The organism is Wolbachia endosymbiont of Rhagoletis cingulata, from assembly GCF_048537655.1.
Lineage (GTDB): Bacteria > Pseudomonadota > Alphaproteobacteria > Rickettsiales > Anaplasmataceae > Wolbachia > Wolbachia pipientis.
On sequence record NZ_CP175927.1, the window covers coordinates 537,596 to 557,676 of the forward strand.

Sequence of the window (20,081 nt, forward strand, 5' to 3'; positions counted from 1 at the left end):
TTACCCCGTACTAAAATTTCAGATATTATAGCCTTTTACTTGTTTCCGGACAACCTCTAAACGGGTTTAATGGTAAAATTTATCCTTTTGAAAAACAAGTCGAGTTATATCACTTTTTAAAAGCTCACAATGTAAATCTTCATTTAGACGGTGCAAGAATATTTAATGCTCATGTCGAAACAAATATTGCTTTAGCAGATTATGCTAAATATGTGGATACAATGAGCTTTTCTTTTACCAAAGGACTTGGAGCTCCTTTTGGTTCAATGCTTATGGGTAAAAGAGAGATAATTGAAAGGGCTAAAAAGCTACAGGTTTGGCTAGGTAGTGGTTATCATCAGATAGGGTATTGTGCTAATGCAGCAAAGTATGTACTACAGAACAATATTTCTAGGCTTAAAGAAGACAATAAACTCGCCAAACTGTTTGCAGACAAGATTAAGGAAATTCCACACATAAAACTGGTACTACCTTATCCAGAAACTAATATAGTAAGCTTTAGTATAAAAGCACTAAATGTAACTAATGAGGTTTTCTTGAGTAAGTGCCAAGCTTATGGTTTATTGCTTTTTCCTTGGCTCGAGTCTCATATAAGAGCAGTTACCCATCTTGGCACAAAGGAAACAGACATCATGAAAGCTGCTGAAATTATAAAGGAGGTTGTGTTAAATTTAATATGAGAGTAAAAATAGATTTCTTTAGCGATTCAAACACTGACCCTTCAGCTAAAATGAGGGAAGCGATGGCTAAAGCAAAAGTTGGAAACGAAGCTGCATGTGAAGATCCAACTGTGAACGAATTAGTGGCAACCGCATGTAAAATATTAGGTAAACCTGCAGGAATCTTTTTGATTTCAGGAACGATGTCCAATGTAATTGCTTATAAAGTACACATTCAAAGACCTGGTGATTACTTGCTGCTTGATGAAACTTCACATCCACTCATAGTACAATCTGGCTTGATCGCAGCCCAGGCACATGCTACTCCTTTGCCCATCAAAGGTACAAGAGGAATATTTACTGGAGAACAAATTGTTGAGTTTATTACTCGTCCTAGTTTAAGAAATATTCCGAGAGTTGGGCTTGTTTCTATCGAACAAACGACAAATTTTGGTGGTGGAGCTGTGTGGCCTTTAGAATATATTCAAGAGATCTCAAGTCTCTGCAAAGAGAATGACGTATTCACTCATTTAGATGGAGCAAGACTGTTCAACGCTTGTGCTCATACTAAAATATCTCCAAAGGAGTATGCAAGTTATTTTGATTCGGTATTCATTGATTTTAGTAAAGGATTAGGTGCTCCAATGGGTGCAATATTGCTTGGAAGTGAAGATTTTATTGAAAAAGCTTGGTACTATAAGTTTCAAATTGGCGGAGGTATGCACCAAGCTGGCATTATTTCAGCTGCATGTTTATATGCTCTACGTAATAATGTAAATTCTTTAGAAGAAGATCATAAAAAAATGCAGCACCTTATAGAAGGCCTAGACTCCATAGATCAAGTTATAATTGATATCGACCTGTATAAAACTAATATAGCGTATTTTTCATTACGTACTAATTGTATATCTACTCAAGAATTAATAAACGTACTAATGACAAATTATGGAATTAGAATGGCTAACATCAAAGGTAAAATCAGAGCTATAACACATAGAGATATAAGCTATGAAGATATTAATACTACTGTATCTGCTATAAGAAAGATACTAAGTAATTTTCTGCACTAATTGTTTGCAAACTTCTTGTCAAACAATATTATACCAATATAGTATTATGCTAGCATCTGCATAGAGCTATTTGGGAATAGGTGTGAACTTTGTCTTCTTTCAATATTTACTATTCTTCTGTGGATATATGCTGCTTTATTTATCAAGACAAAGTATACCAATTGCTCTACCACTGTTAATAGATACTGACCATGTAAAATTAAGCTATTTTTTTGCCTGCTTTTCTTTTTTTTATGGAGTATCAAAATTTGTTAATGGAATAATCATGGACTCCAAAAATAATCCATTATTTATGTTTGGGCTATGCAATATTGCAACTGGATTATTAACCATTGGTATAACTTTATCATATAATAATCTAACTTTATTACTGTTAACATTAATATTATTAGCTTGGACACAAGGGTTAGGTTGGCCAGCTATTACCAAGTTTATGGTTACAAACTCTAGCATCTCTTCAATTGCATCATCATGGGGAGTTATGAGCGCATCTCAGCAACTTGGTTCTTGTATTACTTTAATTGTATTACCAAGTATAATTAAAATATATAATGCAAAAAGTGCATTTTTGTACTCTGGTTTCTTATGCTTACTTTTTGGAATTTATATAATATTAAAGGCATATTACAAAGAAAGTGCCAACTTTACTACCTATTATAAGGTGCAGAAATCTCAAATAGGTATCAAGGTAACAAGTTCCATATGGTTTCTATGTTGTGCTACTTTTTGTGCTTATATTATAAAAATGGGAATCTTCTTTTGGTTTCCTATAATTTTAAAGAATAAATTACAAATTTCTCTTGTACAATCCTCACTAATAACAGGCGTATATGATTTAGGTGGAATCCTTGGAACTTTAATAACAGGAAGAATTAGTGATATGTACTTCTTTCAAAATAGAAGCTTGCTGGCATCACTTTATATGTTGGGTATAGCACTCACTTTTATTGCAATGAACTTTGGTCAAAACATAATTCTTATGAACCTTTGTGCAATCTTATCAGGATTCTTTATATTTGGAGTGCAAGTACTGACAGGTGTTATAGCTGTAGAAATTGCTCCACAAAATAATGTATGTGCAATTGTAAGCTTAACAGGATTATTTGGGTATATTGCAAGTTCAATATTTTCATGCGTGCTCTTAGGAGTACTTGTTAAGCACTGTGGTAACAGTATTATGTTTTCATTTTTTTCCATTTGCTCTGTTGTTGCACTCGTTTGCTTTTCCATACTATCAAGCAAAGATCTAAAAAAACTAAGTAAAGCGGTGTAAAAAAAATTTCTCAACAGTTAAACTTTGTAGATAGATTTTTTACCCAAGGAATAAACATGGTAACCATATCTTAGTAATAGCTCGCTATCTAATAAATTACGGAAATCAAAAACATTAGGTGCAGCCATAATACTCTTTAAACTTGCAAAATCTTGATTTTTAAATTCTTTCCACTCCGTTAACAATAACAAGGCTTCCGCGTCCCTTGCAGCCCCTATAGCATTGTCCGCGTATTCTATATCCTTTAGAACTTGCCTAGCATTATCCATCCCCATTGGGTCATATGCAGTAATTTTAGCCTTGTTATTCACTAACAATTGTGCAATATCTATAGCTGGGCTATTTCTTACATCATCAGTACCAGACTTAAAAGTTAGCCCCCATATTGCTATTTTTTTATTTTGGACTCCATTTAATACATATTCTACCTTTTTAGCAATGTTTGTTATATGATTATAGTTAGATTCCTTAACTGAATTTAAAATTTGTAGCTTGACATTGTGATCTTCAGCAAGCCTTATTAAAGCTGACAAATCTTTAGGAAAACATGATCCTCCAAATCCTGGACCAGCTTTGAGAAATTCCTTACCTATTCTATGGTCCATTCCCATACTGTTAGCTAAAAGGTCAATGTCTGCTCCTAATAGCCCACATAAACCTGCCATCTCATTGATAAAAGCAACCTTTGTTGCTAGAAAAGCATTAGAAGCATATTTAATCATTTCAGCAGTAACTGTATCAGTGACTATTAACGGAATATTCTTATCTATAAATGATCTATATATAACTTCTAGTTTTGCTCTAGCTAGCTTAGTTTTTACTCCTATTATTATCCTATCTGGGTATAAAAAATCTGATACTGCAGAGCCTTGCTTGAGAAACTCTGGATTAACCCCCAAATCAAAGTTATAGCCCTTATTAGATAAATAATTATATATATTTTCTGCAGTACCAGGAGGAACAGTTGACTTTATCACTATTAAGCAATCTTGATTAACTCTCTCAGAAACTTCACTTACTGCATTATATACATTCTGTAAATTTGCATTTCCTAGGGAGTCTGATGGAGTATCTACAGTTACAAACACTACTTCTGTGTTGGGATTTATTTGAGAATACGAATCGAAGAATCTTATCCTTTGTAACTTTATATTATTCTCTAAATAGTCTGCTAATCCAGGCTCATATATAGGAATTTTTCCTAATTTCAATAACTCAATCTTCTTAGTATTTATGTCAATGCAATCAACGTTATGACCCTGCTCTGATAACATTGCACAAGATACTAAACCTACATACCCTATTCCTATAATGGTTATATACATCTTGTCATCACCTTAAAAATATCCTAATGTAGCTCAACTGCTTAAACATTTAAAAAGAACATCATTAACAATTAGAGTCATAAATTTTTACTCTAGCGTTGCATACATTATTTTTCTTAATTACTTTACTTTCTGAATAAACTATAAACAAAGTCGATGGTATTAATATTAAAATACCATACAAAGCACTTTTATCAGGCAACTCATTAAACATAACATATGTTACTATTGCAGAAATTATTAGCTCTATGTATCTATATGGTGCAAGTGCAGTAGCATCTGCAAGAGTAAAAGCTTTTAATGTGAAGAACAGAATTAGATTTGAATTAATTCCCAAAATCAGTAGTAATACTAATTCTAACAAGGAAGGCAAATGCCAATAAAACAGCAAAGGCACAGTGGAAAAAATAGTTGTTGTTAGAGCTGAATAAAATAACATACTTATTACGGACTCTTTTATTGCGAGTTTCTTATTAAGTATGTCTAATATAGCAAAGATTAATGTAGATACAATAAAAATAAGAATTTTAGGATTAAAGTCTTCACTATAAGCTTTGGTAGTAATAGCAATACCAACAAAGCCAATAACAGTTACTGACCATCTTTGCCAAATTATATTTTCATTTAGTAAAGGGATTGCAAGAAGTATAACAAATAATGGTATAGAAAAACTTATAATTGTTGCAGTTACTATGGGAAAAATAGCTAACCCATAGGTCCACAAGGTTATTCCAACAAATAACAATACTCCTCTAGTTATCTGAATAGATATTTGACTTGTTTTAAAAGCTTCTCTTCCATAGTAAAGCATAAAAGGTACAAGGGTAATAGTGCTAAATAAAAAGCGGAAAAAGATTACTTCAAAACTTTGGAGATGTAAACTTAGATATTTTGATATAGTATCATTAGCTACACTACTAAGTAAACTGAGTATAAACCAGGTAACTCCAAGCAAATAAGCTCTTAATCTGTGATCCATAAAACTCCCAATTTAATATTTTATGAGATAACTTTACTATAAAAAAGATCAATACTAGACAAGTTTTCCTCTATCTACTGTTTAACCATATTCATAAATATTTAGTAGAAATGATTTGAGAAGTATTATATAAAGTGCAGCTTTATTGTATAATTTTAATAAACAGAAATGCTAACTGATTTTTTTGTAATATATGATAATACTTGCGAATACTATCACATTATCAGGAAAAGTAATCGGGAGTACTGACGGCTGTGGCAATTTTACCAACTAGCTTCTCTGCTAGCATTAGCAATATGTGTTTTCAGTGTTAGCTGTGAAGACGTTAAAGAAAGTTATCAAACAAGCAAATTAGCAGCAAAACTTTACGAAAATGCTTCAGTTGAGTCAGCTAAACAAATTTTCAGAATAGATGTATTAAATACGTAACCATCTTTACTTATATCTTAATATAATGTTTCTCAGTACCGTCTTTAACACAATTCAATTTTCACACTCATCAGCAGTTAGGCCACTTGCTCGCACAATAATATCAATTGCAACACCTGCCTTTGCTAGATTTTTCGCAACCCTGATTTTCTCTGCTTTTTTAACTTTTTCCTTGCCGCTTTTCATATCTTCAGATAGAGATTTGACTAACGCATCTAATGATTCCGGTTCTCTGTACTCGTTTATTAAACTCAATAGCTTTTTACTTTCTCTCGTTTCAGGTAGCAAGACTTTAATATTTACTGATAATGCTCCTGCTATTTCATATAATTTATCAAATAGTATGGTAGTATAACCTCTTTCATATTCATGTATTTCCTTGAGTGTTACGCCAACTTTATCCGCTAAATCTTTTTGAGTATACCTTCTTATTAACCTCCATTCTCTTATTCTTTGCCCTATTCTGTAATATATAGAATCAGTGCAGATTTCTCTCTCTGTATTATCATACTCGTAAATAGATAAGCCGGTTGCCTGGGAAATTATGTCAACTGAAACTCCTTCTTTCACTAGATTTTTTGCTATTTCCAACCTTGCCTCTTCTTGATTAATTTTTTCGCTAATATGAACAAACCTGACTAATGAAGGTACTATTTTGCCTAACTTTTGATTCTCATATATTTTCGTTAGATAGAGTATTTCCTCGTCTTCATAGCTGTCTTCCCTTACTATTACTGGTTCGGGTAATAAATCTATAGCATTAACTGACAATACTCTTGCTATTACATATAGTACTTCAATTGGAATAGGAATATACCCATTTTCATAGCTGTTTACTTCTTGGTATGTTAAACCTATTTCACTTGCCAATTCTACTTGAGTATGCCCTCGCATTAACCTGCTATCTTCTATTTTTTGTCCTATTTTGTAGCTTATAGAACTAATATCGCTTACAGAAACAAACATATATACCTTACTTAGAAATAAATTTTCATGCAATTTGATCAACGGATAAACCGATTATTTGCAAAATAATATCAATAGAAATTCCCCCTTTTACTAAATCCTTTGCAACTTTAATCCTTTCTATCTCTCTCACTTTCTCCTCACAAATCCGTATCCCTTCAAACAAAGACTTTATTAGTGCATGCCGTAGTTCTTGGCTCTCAATTTCTTTGTATTCTTTAATCAAATCAGGTAGCTCATTTTTCACTTTACTCCCTTCCTCTATTAGTAGATCCGTAATATTAATCGATAATGCTTCTGCCATTTCATATAATTTATCAAGTGGAACAGCAGTCCTTCCTTGCTCATAGTTGCTTATTTCGTCACGTGTTGTACTCATTTTTTCTACTAAATCTTTTTGAGTATACTCTCTCAGGAGAGTAGACCGGCGGAACTTCCCCACCAGTCTCTCGCAGAACTGTGCATGAAGTAGAGTGGGCAGCCAGCGAGTTACTTGTTAAGTACTTTTCCAACAACCCCTCTCCGAACCACGCATGATCGTTTCCGTATCACGTGGCTCTCCAATAATCTAACGTTTTAAGGAGTCACCATCATATTTTCCATATTGGATTTTCTTATGGCATTCATGACAAACAACAAGAGTCTTCCTCTGTCGTTCAATCATTCTCTTTTTCCATTTCGGTAGCTCAGTATTACGTTTACCTAGCAAATCAGCAAGTTTACGTACGTGATGTACTTCAATCTGCTCTTGTGATTTACATAATTCACAAGTTTGTGCCAATAGTCTTTGCTCTATTTCACTACGCTTATTCCATATTGGTATAAGGTTATCACTTATACTTACCCATTTATTCCATTTTAGTGACACAGCACCAAAGTGTGTAATTAATGGTATCTTTGATGGTAAACGATCTACTCTGACTTGGATGACTTTTCGTTTTTCACCTTCGTCGTTTTCAATCATTGCACCAAATTTTCTATAAATTTTCCTGCAAGTTGTTTTGTATTTAGATGCTAAAGTCTTTACTAATGATACTTCCATCACATACTTCAAATAACTTAGTGTGTGAAGGTTGTAGGCCATTTTGTAATATTGTACAATTCCTCGATATTCAGTTTGATACTGAGCAACAATACTGTAAGCTGTATCAAGTGTACGTTGAGGTAAATGTATAGGCTTTCCACAACGCATATATTCAGAACACTTTTTCTGCTTTATATGATGTGGTACACGTAACCCAATACTACCGTTAATACATCGTTGTGTCCGATGATCATGTTTATCATCTGCATGCAAGACGTGTATTTTATAACCTAAAAAATTGGCTTTGCTATCACACGCGTGTGTAATAAGCGTTTTATCTTCATTAAGCATAAGTTTGAGCTCCTCATTGAGGAATTTAGCAATCTCATTTTTAATTTGTTCAGCTTCATTTTTTGGTCCTGCAAACCCTACCAGAATATCATCAGCATACCTAACATACCAAAGACGTCGATAATTTAGATCACAAGAATCCTTAGATGGCATACCCTGCACTAATTGACGCAGTTGTTTTGCTTGATCCCAGTTCCCTTGTTTTCTCATCATCGATACTTGCATGGTTAACCTTAAATATTTTGGATTTGTCTTTCTTCGCTTACCTCGGTTATTTGCTGGTATTAGTATATGTTCCACATGTTTATCTAACCGATCGAGTAATATGTTACTCAAAATTGGACCAATAATAGAACCTTGTGGTACCCCACTATGACTCTTATTGTACTTCCAATTTTCCATATATCCTGCTTTTAGCAGTCGATTGATTAGCTGAATAAAACGGTTATCTTGGAAGCTTTCACTCAGTATTTTCAACAACATAGTATGATCAATTGAGTCATAACATGCACTGAGATCTCCCTCTATAAACCATTTTGTACCTCTGCCTTTTTGCATTACTGCTCTTAATGCAGTGTGGCATCCACGCTTTGGTCGAAATCCATGTGAACATTCACTAAATTTAGGCTCATAGTAGGCTTCCAATATTAATCGGATTACTTCTTGAAGTAACTTATTTGACCATGTTGGCAATCCTAACGGCCTGCGTTTACCACTCTTCTTTAAAATATAGATACGTTTTACTGGTGTCCACCGATATCGCTCATAGCGTAAATCCTCTATGATTTTATCGATTTTCTCCAAAGACATACCATCAACTGTTTCAGTTGTCACACCTTCTGTCATAGCACCTTTATTACGACAAAGTTTGCCATACGCTCGAAGGTAAAGATCACGCTGATAAAGTAGGCGATATACGTTTTTAACCGGCAAATTTCTTTGTCCACGTTCACGTATAATGTTAAGTATTGTTTCAGCTTTCCGCATCTTGCGTACCTCCCAATTTCAACATTCAATTATCTGTCACCCTTTGCCCTGTATGTGGCTTTCCCACGCTCCCCGGTGATTCGTTACTTTCACGACTACTACGATGACTCCGTAACCATAGAACTCGCGTTCCTTAGGTCATCCCATGTTCCGTCACTAAGAACTGTTCTAGATCAACTTAGGTTTTCCATTCATCCTCTTAAATAAGTTCACTACTTATCGTTCTACAGCCAGAATGTCACACAAACGAAAGTTTAATCTGTGCTTACCGTAGACATGGGGTTTTAAATGCGATACCCATGGATGTGAAGTCCCACCCCTGAAGATTAGAATTCAAGCAGTTTAGCTTTAACCATATTGATCAGGTGTTGCAAGCCGTTATCTTACACATCTTCAGATAACTCTCGCTTTACATACATGCTCTTGTCCTCCTTCCCTTTCGGGTTAAAGTTAGTTGTTCACCTCGAGGCCATTTATTCTGAACCCCGCTTAGCTCTGCTAAGTATTTCTTAATGCGTACCACGGCGCACACTTTCCTTACATTGGGATGTTATTGTTCATATAAGGCAAGTACAACGCTTAGGAATATTGAACTTGATCGAACTTTTAAAATGGCTGATCATGAAGCTGTTTTTATGGTTCCCAGCTTATAACTATGTGGAAAAATATATTGTTTTACTCACCCCAAGAAAAGAGATAATGGGAAAGATAAAAAGGTCTATCAGTTCTCGGTGCGGCAGATTAATTTCTGACGGTGATATAGAGCATTACTTATTTCTCTAGAGAATAGGGAATTGGCGAATAGAGTTCTAGGTGTAGAAGGAGATATAGATGAAGAAAAGACCAGATTTAGTAGAAAAATATAAGGGCTTCTTTGTAAATGATAGTAAGGGAACAGCAAAGTAGTTATATTAAGGGACTGGTTTTATGTTCTGAACTCAGATTTTCGTTAGGTTATAAAAGAAGTAATATCGAGACCTTACTTTGAAATTCCAGATTATCAGAGTACTTTGCTCTTCTGAAGTGAGTGATGTTGGAATACCTCTGGATCGCAGTACTAATAACCAAAATTAAAGAGTAAATAGTTTATAATTTAAGTATTTATAATAGAGAAATTAGCATGTATCTAAATTTGAGCAGCAAATACCTTGAAATTACCATCAATTCAGTAAAATTGAAGAGTTTTAATGGTTTAATCATGTAAAGTATTCAATAAACTGCCGTTTTTAAATTTTATCAGACTCAGTTAAAAGAGTGGAGATTTTAATGATTTACCTCAAATCTAATTAAGAGTTAAAGTGAGAAGATGTTTTAGTTTTTATGCACCTTCCTCTCTACTAATTAAGGCGTTCTTTTTATTTGCGGCTTTTCAGACGTACGATTCTGCTTAGCAACCAATCCGGTACTTCTCTACCCTTTTCCCACTTAGCAAACCTCATCTTTTCTTTTAGGTAGTACTCTCTGTAAGCTTTTACTGAATGACTAGACTTATATTGATCTGGTAACGCCTGTACAAAAGGCTTTATATCGGTTGATTGAAAAACAAGCAAATTCTTATTACTATCACACCAATCTATAACTTCTTCTGATCTGTGTTTTCTTTTATATCGCCAAGTATACTCTTTGCACAGCTCCCTTCCGTATTTTATTAACCAGAAAAAGTTCCCTTTGGATTGTCTAGCCCATAGAGAACAAGGGTGGTTTTTGTGAGTAAGTTTATATGGAACTTCTATATTCTGGTCTGTGATGCTGACTAAAGGATTTGGCACTTTTAATGCTATTGAAAAAACATTACTCAGTAACTGAGCAGTTTCTAATAGTATTTTTACTATATGCTTATCACATAACATTTTTGCCGCAATCTCTGGGTTTTCATCTAGTACAAAGATGTTCATCTAAACATCCAAAGAGCTTAAGTCTTTAATTTCATTAGCTGTAAGACCAGTAGTTTGAGCTATGATATCAATAGAAACTCCTGCTTTAAGTAGATTCTTTGCAACTTCAATTTCCCTCTCTTTTCTGCCTTTTTCATGTCCGATGAGGATGCCTTTTGCAGTAGCATCATCAAGTTTTTGAGCAAGGACAGCCTGTTCATCAAGAATACGTTTTATTTCCTGTTCATAGGCAATAAATTCTTTTTCTGACCAGTTGAACCTATTTAGTTCTTCATAGGCCTTTTTAATTATTAGATCACTACCTATTATTTTTTCCAGCTCTTCTTCACTAGTCTCATCTGCATATTTAAAGAAGTAGACCCATTTCTCAACAATACTTGAAAGCTGATCTTCTTTGGTTTTTGGAAATTTAGGCAACTCAATAAATATAAAGTAAAAATCTTTTAGATCATGTTCATTAGTATCTTCATCGCGAATGGTATGCTTTGACTTATACTCAGACTTATCAGGAAATAAAATACAGTCTGCTATAGCAATAAAGATAATTTCCTTAAGGTCATGATATTGATCGCCTTTGTCAGCCTGTCTTGAATAGGCTTTAGCAGCATAGTATTGAGCACGTTTTTCAAAGCCCTTAGTTTTAGCGACCTGCATTTCGACTATCACTTGCAGCCCATTTTTATCTCTACAAAGAACATCAACAATGCTTTGTTTTTTAGAAGCAATATCAGGATCTTGAATAGTACTTAAAAACTCTATATCCTGTATTGCATTTGTTCCAGCAAAGCCGAGAATATCATTAAGAAAGTGAATAAGGATATCTTTATTTTTTTCAGTACCAAAGATGCGCTTGAACGATATATCATTCTTGGGATCGAGAAACTTCGAAAGAGCCATAGGAAATCCACTTAAAAAGCATTAATAATTATACACAATTGTGAAGAAATATTCAACTAAAATTCAAACATAGAAAGAAGCATCCCTTTTGTATATCTTTATTTGGTAGTATTAACCTGTATAATATTTATGGCAAATATCTCGATAAGGTACAAAATAGCACAAAAAGTAAGGAGCTGGAGGTTAAAGCGAGGTTATACTCAAAAAGATTTAGCGGGAAAAATTGGCGTAACGTATCAAGTAGTACTACAATATGAAAAAGGAACACGTAAAATTTCGATTGAGAAATTGTATGCTATAGCAGAAGTGTTATCGGTTGGCATCATAGATCTTATTCCTGTATCAAGTGAAAAAATTTGCCTTAAAAACGAAGAAGAGGAAATATTAAATCTAGTAAGAAAATATAAAACGATTAATGATCAAGAGTTGCGCAAGGTGTTTTACTTGCTAACAAAATTTACCCGAGTTGGTGAGAAAAGTAGTAAAAAAGCAGAGAAGGTAAAAATTGCAAAGGGTATGGTTAAAGCAGGAATTTCTGTTGATATTGTTTCACAAGCAATTGGCCTCTCTGCTAATGAGTGTGTTGAAGAAAAAACAGGTTCTATCTACTACCAAATAGGAAAAAAGATAAAAGAATGGAGGCTAGGTGTGCCGTAGAAGCGATCAGTTGAAGCTGCACAATAGATGAGGGTAGGTCCCTCGGAGCCGGTTTACAAGAGCAGGCTTCAAACAGCCATAAGCTGCTTTGGTAAAGAGCCATGGTAGTGAGCGTTATGGAAAAGGCGCAATTATGCGTCATGTGTAAAATGGAGAGGCGAATGCAAATGAACCACTGATGAAGTGTCGAAACTTCATAGAAGATGTCAAAACCAGGTGTTCTAGCCTAACCTGGGATAAATCTATCGGAAACTTGTTTACTGGATAGATGGCGTCCGGCATATAGGTGGCGCGGATCCATTTTGGGCTATTGTGTAGAACTGCGGGAACCTGTCATTTCGATGATAAGGGAGAAATCCAAGAAGCTAAACTTCAAGGATGAGAGTACCGATGCGAAGAACAGGGGCGGATCAGCTCGTAGTAGTGAAGAAATTTCTGTAATGGAAATGGAGCGAAGGGGCTGAGTTATTCAGTTTTAATTATTTATCAACCGAAAGGGAGGAGTTAATGAGTAAAACAAAGTCTTTTGATATACCGAAGCAAGTTATTTGGAGAGCTTATAAACAAGTATCGAAAAATAAGGGTGCTGCTGGTGTAGATGAGGTTACGATAACAAAGTTTGAAGAAAATCTAAAAGATAATCTGTACAAGCTATGGAATCGAATGTCATCTGGAAGTTATTTTCCAGAGCCTGTAAAAGCTGTAGCAATACCAAAAGGTACAGAAGGGGGACAAAGAATTTTATGTGTCCCTTCAGTATCGGACAGGATAGCGCAGACAGCAGCTACAATGTATCTAGAACCGTTAGTAGACCCGAAGTTTCATGAAGATTCATATGGTTATAGACCAAACAAATCTGCACTGGATGCGGTAGGAACTGCGAGGAAAAGATGCTGGTGGTACGATTGGACGATAGATCTTGATATAGCAGGATTTTTCGACAATTTGGACCACGAGTTGGCATTGCGAGCTATCAAAAGGCACACAGACTGCAAATGGGTCATACTGTATGTTGAAAGATGGATGAAAGCGCCAATTCAGCAAGCAGATGGAAGTAAGGTAGTTAGGGATAAAGGAGTTCCGCAAGGAGGTTCAATAAGCCCGCTGATCTCAAACATATTTATGCATCATGTATTTGATGAGTGGATGAGACGAAAGTGCCCAACAATACCATTTGAGAGGTATGTAGATGATGCGATAGTGCACTGCAAGAGTAGTAGACAGGCGGAATTTATGAGGGTAGCAATTGAAGAAAGACTGGCTGAGTATAAGCTAAAATTACATCCTGCAAAGACACAAATTGTGTACTGCAAGGATGACAATAGGAAAAATGAATTTCCTAAACAAAGTTTTGATTTTCTGGGTTACACATTTAGACCCAGGTTAGCAAGAAATAAAATAGGAAAGCATTTTGTTTCATTTCTTCCCGCAATTAGCAACAAGGCCAAGAAAAATATTACTACAACCATAAGGTCCTGGAAAATACTACGAAATACACACAAAACATTAGAGGAAATATCAAAGACAGTAAATCCAATAGTCAGAGGCTGGTATCAGTACTATGGCAGGTTTTACAGGAAAGAGATATATAAACCTCTGAGAAACATAGAGCAGCACCTAGAAAAGTGGGTCAGAAGAAAGTATAAGAAGCTTCGAAATCATGGAAGACTAGCGAGGCAACTTCTAGGAAAAATGAGGAAAGAAGGGACAAATACTTTTTACCACTGGACACTAGCTTTAGGTCAAAAGACTGAATAATGGGAGCTGTGTGAGTCGCGAGGGTGCGCCGTGGTACGCATTAAGAAATACTTAGCAGAGCTAAGCGGGGTTCAGAACAAATGGCCTCGAGGTGAACAACTAACTTTAACCCGAAAGGGAAGGAGGACAAGAGCATGTATGTAAAGCGAGAGTTATCTGAAGATGTGTAAGATAACGGCTTGCAACACCTGATCAATATGGTTAAAGCTAAACTGCTTGAATTCTAATCTTCAGGGGTGGGACTTCACATCCATGGGTATCGCATTTAAAACCCCATGTCTACGGTAAGCACAGATTAAACTTTCGTTTGTGTGACATTCTGGCTGTAGAACGATAAGTAGTGAACTTATTTAAGAGGATGAATGGAAAACCTAAGTTGATCTAGAACAGTTCTTAGTGACGGAACATGGGATGACCTAAGGAACGCGAGTTCTATGGTTACGGAGTCATCGTAGTAGTCGTGAAAGTAACGAATCACCGGGGAGCGTGGGAAAGCCACATACAGGGCAAAGGGTGACAGATAATTGAATGTTGAAATTGGGAGGTACGCAAGATGCGGAAAGCTGAAACAATACTTAACATTATACGTGAACGTGGACAAAGAAATTTGCCGGTTAAAAACGTATATCGCCTACTTTATCAGCGTGATCTTTACCTTCGAGCGTATGGCAAACTTTGTCGTAATAAAGGTGCTATGACAGAAGGTGTGACAACTGAAACAGTTGATGGTATGTCTTTGGAGAAAATCGATAAAATCATAGAGGATTTACGCTATGAGCGATATCGGTGGACACCAGTAAAACGTATCTATATTTTAAAGAAGAGTGGTAAACGCAGGCCGTTAGGATTGCCAACATGGTCAAATAAGTTACTTCAAGAAGTAATCCGATTAATATTGGAAGCCTACTATGAGCCTAAATTTAGTGAATGTTCACATGGATTTCGACCAAAGCGTGGATGCCACACTGCATTAAGAGCAGTAATGCAAAAAGGCAGAGGTACAAAATGGTTTATAGAGGGAGATCTCAGTGCATGTTATGACTCAATTGATCATACTATGTTGTTGAAAATACTGAGTGAAAGCTTCCAAGATAACCGTTTTATTCAGCTAATCAATCGACTGCTAAAAGCAGGATATATGGAAAATTGGAAGTACAATAAGAGTCATAGTGGGGTACCACAAGGTTCTATTATTGGTCCAATTTTGAGTAACATATTACTCGATCGGTTAGATAAACATGTGGAACATATACTAATACCAGCAAATAACCGAGGTAAGCGAAGAAAGACAAATCCAAAATATTTAAGGTTAACCATGCAAGTATCGATGATGAGAAAACAAGGGAACTGGGATCAAGCAAAACAACTGCGTCAATTAGTGCAGGGTATGCCATCTAAGGATTCTTGTGATCTAAATTATCGACGTCTTTGGTATGTTAGGTATGCTGATGATATTCTGGTAGGGTTTGCAGGACCAAAAAATGAAGCTGAACAAATTAAAAATGAGATTGCTAAATTCCTCAATGAGGAGCTCAAACTTATGCTTAATGAAGATAAAACGCTTATTACACACGCGTGTGATAGCAAAGCCAATTTTTTAGGTTATAAAATACACGTCTTGCATGCAGATGATAAACATGATCATCGGACACAACGATGTATTAACGGTAGTATTGGGTTACGTGTACCACATCATATAAAGCAGAAAAAGTGTTCTGAATATATGCGTTGTGGAAAGCCTATACATTTACCTCAACGTACACTTGATACAGCTTACAGTATTGTTGCTCAGTATCAAACTGAATATCGAGGAATTGTACAATATTACAAAATGGCCTACAACCTTCACACACTAAGTTATTTGAAGTATGTGATGGAAGTATCATTAGTAAAGACTTTAGCATCTAAATACAAAACAACTTGCAGGAAAATTTATAGAAAATTTGGTGCAATGATTGAAAACGACGAAGGTGAAAAACGAAAAGTCATCCAAGTCAGAGTAGATCGTTTACCATCAAAGATACCATTAATTACACACTTTGGTGCTGTGTCACTAAAATGGAATAAATGGGTAAGTATAAGTGATAACCTTATACCAATATGGAATAAGCGTAGTGAAATAGAGCAAAGACTATTGGCACAAACTTGTGAATTATGTAAATCACAAGAGCAGATTGAAGTACATCACGTACGTAAACTTGCTGATTTGCTAGGTAAACGTAATACTGAGCTACCGAAATGGAAAAAGAGAATGATTGAACGACAGAGGAAGACTCTTGTTGTTTGTCATGAATGCCATAAGAAAATCCAATATGGAAAATATGATGGTGACTCCTTAAAACGTTAGATTATTGGAGAGCCACGTGATACGGAAACGATCATGCGTGGTTCGGAGAGGGGTTGTTGGAAAAGTACTTAACAAGTAACTCGCTGGCTGCCCACTCTACTTCATGCACAGTTCTGCGAGAGACTGGTGGGGAAGTTCCGCCGGTCTACTCTCCAACAAGAACTATTAGCACTAAAAAAAAGAGAGCTATATAGAAAATGTGCATCATTGGCAACAATGGTCCCATTTACATTGCTGATGGCGATTGAACTGGAAAAAACATATAGCGATCAGGTATTACTTGGCGTGATAAGTGGCGCGCTAAGCCACACTATATTACCTTTTACAGTCTTATCTCTTATTTGTACGCTATATTTAATTTACAATAATAGGAAGATAGCACAAAAAGAACGAGAGTTGGAGATTATTGAAAATGGAGAGGAAGTAAAGGAAAAAGAGCACAATATTTCTGATATAGGTCAGTGTTTGATCTATATTGAGGCTATAACAACTGCACTGGTTATTGTAGGTATGATAATGGGTGAAACATCTTCACTTGAAGCAGCAGAGGATGCAATTTTATTTCTTGCCAATGCAATTGCTTTTCTTGCAACTCTTGTTTCTTATATTGATAAGCATGAAAAAAATAAGAAAAAGGAAACAGAAAAGTCTGATCTTGATGAGAAATCTAGCAAGAAAACTAGCAATATATCTGTAGCCGGATTGGCGCTTGCTGGTTCTTCTGTATTTTTAATAAGAAGGATAATGTTAATAGCATTAGCATCGTCCTTAAATCCTGCTGTTGGACCTACTTTAGGCTTGGTAGGTATTGCAATTTTTATGGCTGTACAGGTCTTAACTATACATTCCTACAGTAAGACGCTGAAAGATCCAAAAGTGGAAGGACGAGGTGAATCAAGAAATGCAGGTAGTTCTGACCGTAGTTATAAAGAAGAAGGACCGGCTATTGCCTAAGAAATTTATTTATTTAAGTAATATTTAGGTCTATACTTTATTTTGATCGAAAAAAATCTTATGTATAAGACTTTAATCACGTGCTTTATTTTCCTAATTTGCTCCTTTACACAATCGTATGCGGATGATCTTGAAAAAACTGAAACTGAACTATATGAAGAAGCAGTTGAACTTTTTGACCAGAAAAAATATAAACAAGCTATTAGGGCATTTCATAAGATAGAGGATTTGTATCCTTTTTCTTATTGGGCAATGAAAGCAAAATTATTATCTGGGGTCTCTCACTATAATATGGGTAACTATAGCAGTGCTGCAAGTGATATGGCTGATTATATATATGTTTATTCAAATGGTGAAGATTTACCATATGTATACTACTTAAGAGTATTATCTTATTACATGCAAATTAATAAAGTGCAACTTGGACAGCAAACTGCATATAAAACTTTAGAGCTAGCCACTGAGTACATTAATCTCTTTCCAGGCAGCGAATATGTAGACGAGATAAAGGAAAGAGCAAAATTAATCACAGAACATATATCAACAAAAGAGTATTCTATCGGTAAATTTTACCTGAGGCGTGGTGAATATTTAGCAGCAATTAAGCGTTTCCAGAATATGGCAAGCTATAAGGATTCTAAATATTTTTCTAAGTCTATTAACCATTTAATAGCAGCCCATTCAGCTCTTGGCCTTGACTTAGAAGCTGAGCAGTATGAAAGTATGTTATTAGCAGAAAACCTGCAAGATGCCAAGCCAGAGGCTTGAAAATTTGCTTTAGCTTTTTCTATGCTTTGATATATAATTAGGTTTTTAACTATTTGAATATGGCTGGTCATTCACAATTTTCAAATATAAAACATCGGAAAGGCGCTCAGGATGCAAAGCGCTCTCAAAAATTTACGAAGCTGATCAGAGAAATAACAGTTGCTGCAAAGCAAGGGCTGCCCGATCCCGAACTCAACCCGCGCCTTCGCTCTGCTATATTTGCTGCACGCAAGGAAAATCTACCAAAAGATAAAATAGAAACAGCAATAAAAAATGCAACTGGTAACGTTGCTGGAGAAAATTACGAGGAAATCCAATATGAAGGTCATGGGCCTTCTGGCACTGCACTCATTGTCCATGTTTTGACTAATAATCGCAACCGAACTGCTTCTGAGGTACGTTATATATTTTCTCGCAAGGGTGAAAACTTGGGAGAAACAGGAAGTGTTAGTTACCTTTTCGATCATGTAGGCTTAATCGTCTATAAAGCAGAGGGTGTGAATTTTGATGATTTATTCAGTCATGGAATCGAATTAGAAGTATTGAATGTTGAGGAAAATGACAAAGAAGGATTACACGTTATAACTTGTGAAATAAAAGATTTTGGTAAAGTACGCGATGCCTTTTATGCAAAATTCGGAGAACCAGAACTTGCTCGTCTTTCATGGCAGCCAAAAGATCTGATTGAAATTAGCGATAAAGAGTTGATTGATAAATTATCTGCATTGGTTGAAGAATTAGAAGATAATGATGATGTACAGTATGTGGAAGGTAATTTTACTTTTGTTGATGCTGTTTAAATGATGAAGCTGATTGTATTTATGCTGCTCTTTATCTTACCGTTATATACCGCTGAAACATCAACAGATCTTGCACAGCCATTCCAGCATGGAATCAGAAAAAAAAAAGCTACTTTGACGACAGAAAGTGATAGAAAGTTGTTATTCATATCCAGTACCATAAAATCTTCCTTTTTTGCCACGGAAGGGTTGGCGCCAAATACAGTGGTGAAATTGATCAACATATATAAAGATTTCGGTGTTGATTTTAAAAAAGACATTGTGCCGAAGAGTAAATTGGAGGTTCTTTTTGAGAGATTGCCTAATAATCAGAAGACTGAAGAAAAAATTTTATATGCTTCACTGATAATAAACAAGAAAGCTATTAGTTTATATCATTATAAATCGCAAGACGGCAAAGAAAGGTATTTTAATAAAGAAGGAATAAGCTTAAAAAATGGCGAAATTTTTGAAAATCCTTTAAATGGAGATTATCGCATATCCTCAAAATTTGGCAATAGAAAGCATCCTGTTCGCGGTAAAATTGCTTTTCACAAAGGAGTGGATTATGCAGCTAAACTTGGCACTCCCATATACGCTGCTGCAGAGGGTGTGATAGAATATATAGGAAAGAATGGTGGCTATGGAAATTACATCAAAATAAAACACAAAAATGAATATTCAACCTGTTACGCGCATATAAGTAGATTTAGTGGCGATATAAAGTTAGGCTCTAAAGTAAAGCAGGGGCAGGTCATCGCCTATGTTGGTAGCACTGGTGTTGCAACAGGCCCTCATTTACATTACGAAGTTATATATAACGGCAAACACATCGATCCGCTTACGATAGCACATAAAACTGAAGTAAAATTGCCTGATCATGAATTAAGAGAGTTTAAACTATTTGTAAATAAGATAAATAAAACGATCAACAGAGAGAGTTCAAGTGAAAAAGAAGTTTAA

Annotated in this window: 15 protein-coding genes and 3 pseudogenes; 11 read left to right on the forward strand and 7 right to left on the reverse strand. The window is 35.3% G+C overall.

The genetic code is table 11. From position 1 onward, the window contains the following. Positions 1-56: 56 nt before the first annotated feature. The 3 genes and pseudogenes from ACJZL3_RS02505 to ACJZL3_RS02515 form a co-directional block, all read left to right on the forward strand. Positions 57-680 (forward strand): annotated as a pseudogene (locus ACJZL3_RS02505) (threonine aldolase family protein); the annotation flags it as partial. After that, entirely contained in the window at positions 677-1,729 is a 1,053-nt protein-coding gene (locus ACJZL3_RS02510) for a threonine aldolase family protein (protein ID WP_006280070.1), read from the forward strand. The pseudogene ACJZL3_RS02505 and the gene ACJZL3_RS02510, both read left to right, overlap by 4 nt. Positions 1,730-1,856: 127 nt before the next feature. Next, on the forward strand, positions 1,857-3,002 hold the full coding sequence (locus ACJZL3_RS02515; RefSeq protein ID WP_006280071.1) for an MFS transporter: 1,146 nt from the start codon (positions 1,857-1,859) through the stop codon (positions 3,000-3,002). A gap of 17 nt (positions 3,003-3,019) precedes the next feature. Here the strand turns inward: ACJZL3_RS02515 and ACJZL3_RS02520 are convergent, their stop codons facing one another. The 7 genes and pseudogenes from ACJZL3_RS02520 to ACJZL3_RS02550 all read right to left on the reverse strand — a co-directional run bounded on the left by ACJZL3_RS02520 (position 3,020) and on the right by ACJZL3_RS02550 (position 11,855). Beyond that, on the reverse strand, positions 3,020-4,327 hold the full coding sequence (locus tag ACJZL3_RS02520; RefSeq protein ID WP_419198906.1) for a UDP-glucose dehydrogenase family protein: 1,308 nt from the start codon (positions 4,325-4,327) through the stop codon (positions 3,020-3,022). A 64-nt stretch (positions 4,328-4,391) separates the two neighbouring features. Further along, positions 4,392-5,306 carry a DMT family transporter gene (locus ACJZL3_RS02525; RefSeq protein ID WP_006280073.1) on the reverse strand — a complete coding sequence of 305 codons (915 nt, stop codon included), beginning with the start codon at positions 5,304-5,306 and terminating at the stop codon, positions 4,392-4,394. A 483-nt stretch (positions 5,307-5,789) separates the two neighbouring features. Continuing rightward, positions 5,790-6,701, reverse strand: a complete 912-nt coding sequence (gene wmk, locus ACJZL3_RS02530; RefSeq protein ID WP_010962716.1) for a WO male-killing family protein Wmk — start codon at positions 6,699-6,701, stop codon at positions 5,790-5,792. Between the two features lie 25 nt (positions 6,702-6,726). Continuing rightward, positions 6,727-7,119, reverse strand: a pseudogene (locus tag ACJZL3_RS02535) (helix-turn-helix domain-containing protein); the annotation flags it as partial. 150 nt (positions 7,120-7,269) lie between these two features. Continuing rightward, positions 7,270-9,063, reverse strand: coding sequence for a reverse transcriptase/maturase family protein (locus tag ACJZL3_RS02540; protein ID WP_253309139.1), 1,794 nt, complete (start codon positions 9,061-9,063; stop codon positions 7,270-7,272). Between the two features lie 1,355 nt (positions 9,064-10,418). Further along, entirely contained in the window at positions 10,419-10,958 is a 540-nt protein-coding gene (locus tag ACJZL3_RS02545) for a pyrimidine dimer DNA glycosylase/endonuclease V (protein ID WP_419198907.1), read from the reverse strand. After that, positions 10,959-11,855, reverse strand: a complete 897-nt coding sequence (locus tag ACJZL3_RS02550; protein WP_010962719.1) for an Rpn family recombination-promoting nuclease/putative transposase — start codon at positions 11,853-11,855, stop codon at positions 10,959-10,961. 129 nt (positions 11,856-11,984) lie between these two features. Here ACJZL3_RS02550 and ACJZL3_RS02555 point away from each other — a divergent pair. The 8 genes and pseudogenes from ACJZL3_RS02555 to ACJZL3_RS02590 form a co-directional block, all read left to right on the forward strand. Next, positions 11,985-12,500, forward strand: a pseudogene (locus ACJZL3_RS02555) (helix-turn-helix domain-containing protein); the annotation flags it as partial. A gap of 353 nt (positions 12,501-12,853) precedes the next feature. Next, the gene (locus tag ACJZL3_RS02560; protein ID WP_419198591.1) at positions 12,854-12,976 is read left to right on the forward strand and encodes a hypothetical protein; all 123 of its coding nucleotides are present in this window, start codon (positions 12,854-12,856) and stop codon (positions 12,974-12,976) included. Between the two features lie 43 nt (positions 12,977-13,019). Next, entirely contained in the window at positions 13,020-14,270 is a 1,251-nt protein-coding gene (ltrA, locus tag ACJZL3_RS02565; RefSeq protein WP_419198617.1) for a group II intron reverse transcriptase/maturase, read from the forward strand. A gap of 553 nt (positions 14,271-14,823) precedes the next feature. Further along, positions 14,824-16,617 carry a reverse transcriptase/maturase family protein gene (locus ACJZL3_RS02570; protein ID WP_253309139.1) on the forward strand — a complete coding sequence of 598 codons (1,794 nt, stop codon included), beginning with the start codon at positions 14,824-14,826 and terminating at the stop codon, positions 16,615-16,617. Between the two features lie 126 nt (positions 16,618-16,743). After that, positions 16,744-17,571, forward strand: a complete 828-nt coding sequence (locus tag ACJZL3_RS02575; protein ID WP_419198908.1) for a hypothetical protein — start codon at positions 16,744-16,746, stop codon at positions 17,569-17,571. Between the two features lie 60 nt (positions 17,572-17,631). Then, positions 17,632-18,339, forward strand: a complete 708-nt coding sequence (locus ACJZL3_RS02580; protein ID WP_010962627.1) for an outer membrane protein assembly factor BamD — start codon at positions 17,632-17,634, stop codon at positions 18,337-18,339. A gap of 59 nt (positions 18,340-18,398) precedes the next feature. Continuing rightward, complete coding sequence (locus ACJZL3_RS02585; protein WP_419198909.1) at positions 18,399-19,139, forward strand: YebC/PmpR family DNA-binding transcriptional regulator; 741 nt, start codon at positions 18,399-18,401, stop codon at positions 19,137-19,139. Between the two features lie 3 nt (positions 19,140-19,142). Further along, on the forward strand, positions 19,143-20,081 hold the full coding sequence (locus ACJZL3_RS02590) for a M23 family metallopeptidase (protein WP_419198960.1): 939 nt from the start codon (positions 19,143-19,145) through the stop codon (positions 20,079-20,081).